Raw genomic sequence first — 2,359 nt, 5'->3', positions numbered from 1 at the left:
CCCTGGACGCCCTCTGCCAGGAGGCCTGCGCCACCGACGCCGAGTGCCCCGCCGGCCTCCTCTGCGTCGCCGCCGGGGACGCCCCCGCCCGCTGCCTGCTGCCCGCGCTCCAGGCCGGGACCTTCAGGGCCACGTGTTCGGAGGACGCCGCGTGTGGCGCAGAGGGCGTGTGCGCCCGGCTGGAGGTGGAGGGGGATGCCGCCTGCCGCTGCTTCACCCCCTGCGAGTCCGCCGGGGATCCGCCGGGCCCCGGGGACGGCCCGCCAGACGCGGTCGGAGGCTGTGCCCTGGCACCGGGCCTGGCACCGAGCCCCGGAGGCGGAAGCTGGGTCGTGCTGCTCGGCCTGGTCGGGCTGCTTCGGCGACAGTCCCATCAAAGAACTTCACGGTGTCGGTTCCAGGCCGACTCCGCGTGAAAGTACCCACAGAAACGCAACTGTAGGCGCAACTGCGGAAATCAGCTTCAGAGAATCAGGCATCACCGTTTTCGGCAATCACAAGGTCCTCTCCCCCCATGAGCGACTACCGGATCAAGTCAGGCGACACGCTGAGCGGCATCGCGAAGCGGTTCAACACGGATGTGGGCTCGCTGATGAAGGCGAACCCGAACATCAAGAACGCCGACCTCATCTACGCGGACGCCAAGCTCAACATCCCGGGGAGCAAGGACGAGTTCCAGGCGCAGGGCACCGGCGCCAAGGGCCCGAACCTCACGGGCGGCACCCAGCAGACCGGCGGCACCGATGGCGCCACCGGCGCGCAGCCCGTGGGCGACGTGCCCCCCGGCCAGGTCGGTGACTGGATCAAGCAGGCCATGGACATCCTCAAGGCCAACGGCGTCCCGGTGGAGAAGATGGATCCGCAGGCCATCGCCGCCATCATCCAGCACGAGTCCAGCGGCAACCCGAACGCCATCAACAACTGGGACTCCAACGCGCAGAAGGGCACCCCGTCCATCGGCCTGATGCAGACCATCCAGCCGACGTTCGACGCGCACAAGCTCCCCGGCCACGACAACATCCGCAACCCGGTGGACAACATCATCGCGGGCGTCCGCTACGCCATCGAGCGCTACGGCTCCGTGTCCAACGTCCCGGGCATCAAGGGCCTCCAGAGCGGCAGCGGCTACGTCGGTTACTGAGCCACGCACCACCCCCCCAGGCAGCACCGCGCCCCGTCGTGGAAGGCGGTCCCCGAAGTGGGGACCTGCCTCCCAGGGCGGGGCGTCGTTTTCTTCAAGCTCGCGCGGGCGTGACGCGCGACTTCAGCCCCCGTGCAGCGGGGAGCGCTCGCGCGGTCCACCCGCGCTCTTGATGTGGATCTGGCTGGGCGCCTTCTTGCGGCCTCGCAGCCCCGTGCCCCGGTTGTTGCGCTTGGGGCCGTGGTCCCCGGCGGCGGGGCCCAACGTCACCCGCTTCAGGTCCTTCTGCCGCAGCTGCGCGGCCGCTTCGTCATGCGGCAGCGTCTTGCGACCCTTGCTGGCCTGCACACTGGGCTGGGCCGCCCGCGCATCCACGCGTCGCTTGTTCTTGATGCCTGTCATCGGGGTCCGCACGGACATGGACATCCTCCTGTCCTCCAGAGGTAGGGACCCCGGTGAAAGGGTGCCATTCCAGGCCAGGGGACGCTCCGGGGGCATGCGGGGGACAGGCGCTCGTCCGCGCGGGGTGTCAGGAGGCGCGAAGGCGGCGCTGCCCGGCCCGGATGCCTGGCGGCACACCTTGCGACGCCTGGGACCCTGACTCAGGTGAGCTCGTCGTTGCTGCGCGAGCGGGCGCGCTTCTTCGCCTTGGGCTTGCTGACCTTGGCGTCCGGCCGGGCCTTCTGCTTGCCCACGGTCTCCGGCGGGAACAGCCAGCCGTCCTCCGGGCGGGGCGCGGAGGTGTTCACCGTGGGCTCCAGGTGCTGGCCCCGGCAGCCGCGGCACCAGGACTGCGGACGGCGCTGGCCCCGGCTCATGATGCGGAAGCCGAAGTCCTGCTCCGTGGGCCCCGTGTGGCCGCAGCGCGGGCAGCGCGTCATGGACGTGGTGCCCGTCTCCTTGGCCTTCTCGCGCCCGTGCTCCACCACCAGCGCCAGCGCCGCCGCGAAGCCCAGCTTCCGCTCCGTGGACACGTGGAACTGGCGCGCACGCTTGCGGCTGCCCATCACGGGCAGGAGGTCGAGTCCTCCCAGCAGGTTGCGCTGCTCCAGGACTCGCGACGATGACGACGGCGGGGTCGAGTGGCTCACGCGATCATTCATACGGGAGGGGTCTGACATGGCCGTTCCGCGCGCCTGCTCGCCAGGTCCCCCTCCGTTCGGAGGTCTGGACACATGTTCAGTAACTCCGGGCACTTGAAGGCTATTTCCGCTGGTG

3 protein-coding genes and 1 pseudogene are annotated in these 2,359 nt (G+C 70.0%); 2 read left to right on the top strand and 2 right to left on the bottom strand.

Annotated elements, in window-relative coordinates; genetic code table 11:
* Both D7V93_RS46295 and D7V93_RS47180 read left to right on the top strand, forming a co-directional pair.
* Positions 1–416: pseudogene (locus tag D7V93_RS46295) on the top strand (S1 family peptidase); the annotation flags it as partial.
* Between the two features lie 98 nt (positions 417–514).
* Positions 515–1,141, top strand: a complete 627-nt coding sequence (locus D7V93_RS47180; protein ID WP_120648543.1) for a transglycosylase SLT domain-containing protein — start codon at positions 515–517, stop codon at positions 1,139–1,141.
* Positions 1,142–1,264: 123 nt separating this feature from the next.
* Here D7V93_RS47180 and D7V93_RS41860 read toward each other — a convergent pair whose 3' ends face one another.
* Positions 1,265–1,561, bottom strand: a complete 297-nt coding sequence (locus D7V93_RS41860; RefSeq protein WP_120648544.1) for a hypothetical protein — start codon at positions 1,559–1,561, stop codon at positions 1,265–1,267.
* A 182-nt stretch (positions 1,562–1,743) separates the two neighbouring features.
* The gene (locus D7V93_RS41855; RefSeq protein ID WP_372338432.1) at positions 1,744–2,232 is read right to left on the bottom strand and encodes a hypothetical protein; all 489 of its coding nucleotides are present in this window, start codon (positions 2,230–2,232) and stop codon (positions 1,744–1,746) included.
* Positions 2,233–2,359: the final 127 nt, after the last annotated feature.

Origin of the sequence: Corallococcus llansteffanensis (assembly GCF_003612055.1) — a bacterium.
Classification (GTDB): domain Bacteria; phylum Myxococcota; class Myxococcia; order Myxococcales; family Myxococcaceae; genus Corallococcus; species Corallococcus llansteffanensis.
This window is presented reverse-complemented; position numbering and strand designations above follow the sequence as displayed.

Bases quoted from the DNA above. Each gene is read 5' to 3' on its own strand.
- D7V93_RS47180 (WP_120648543.1), top strand. From the start codon at position 515: ATGAGCGACTACCGGATCAAGTCAGGCGACACGCTGAGCGGCATCGCG.
- D7V93_RS41860 (WP_120648544.1), bottom strand. From the start codon at position 1,561: ATGTCCGTGCGGACCCCGATGACAGGCATCAAGAACAAGCGACGCGTG.